The sequence below is a fragment of the Streptomyces antimicrobicus genome, assembly GCF_020532625.1.
GTDB classification, from domain to species: Bacteria; Actinomycetota; Actinomycetes; order Streptomycetales; family Streptomycetaceae; genus Streptomyces; species Streptomyces antimicrobicus.
The window spans coordinates 1-669 of the sequence record NZ_JAJAUY010000272.1 but is presented as its reverse complement, the minus strand read 5'-3'; the positions used below and the strand labels follow the sequence as shown (position 1 = coordinate 669).

1 protein-coding gene is annotated in these 669 nt (G+C 73.1%); it reads right to left on the bottom strand.

The genetic code is table 11. The annotated features are described in order from the left end of the window. Window positions 1-669: AMP-binding protein (locus LG632_RS30010; protein ID WP_226731082.1), on the bottom strand; the 669-nt coding region annotated here is incomplete at both ends.

Below are 669 nucleotides of genomic sequence, written 5' to 3'. Positions count from 1 at the left end.
CTTGACCTGGTCGTCGACCCGGCCCTGGTACTCCAACTGCCCCTGGCGGGTCCAGCGCGCCAGGTCGCCGGTGCGGTACATCCGCTCCCCCGGAGCCCCGAACGGGCACGCCACGAACCGCTCGGCGGTCAGACCCGCACGGCCCAGGTAACCCCGCGCCAGACCGACACCCGCCACATACAGCTCGCCGGTCACACCCGGCGCCACCGGCCGCAGCCACTCGTCCAGCACGAACACCCGCGTGTTCGCGATCGGGGAACCGATCGACGGCACCCCACCACCGGCGACCAGCGGCTGCGACATCGTCGCGCACACCGTCGTCTCCGTCGGACCGTAGCCGTTGACCATGCGGCGGCCCACCGACCAGCGGTCCACCACCGCGCTGGACACCGCCTCACCGGCGACCACCAGCGAACGCAGGCCCGGCAGGTCCACGTCCTCCATCGCGGCCAGCGCGACCGGCGGGATCGTCGCGTGCGTGACCGCGAACCGCTCGACCGCACCGGCCAGCTCCGGGCCCGGACGCAGCCGGTCCGCCGGAACGACCACCACGGCCGCGCCCGCCAGCCACGCCATCACCAACTCCGACACCGACGCGTCGAAACTCGGCGAGGCGAACTGCAGCACCCGCGAGTCCGACTCGACCGCGAACCGCTCGATCTGCGCACT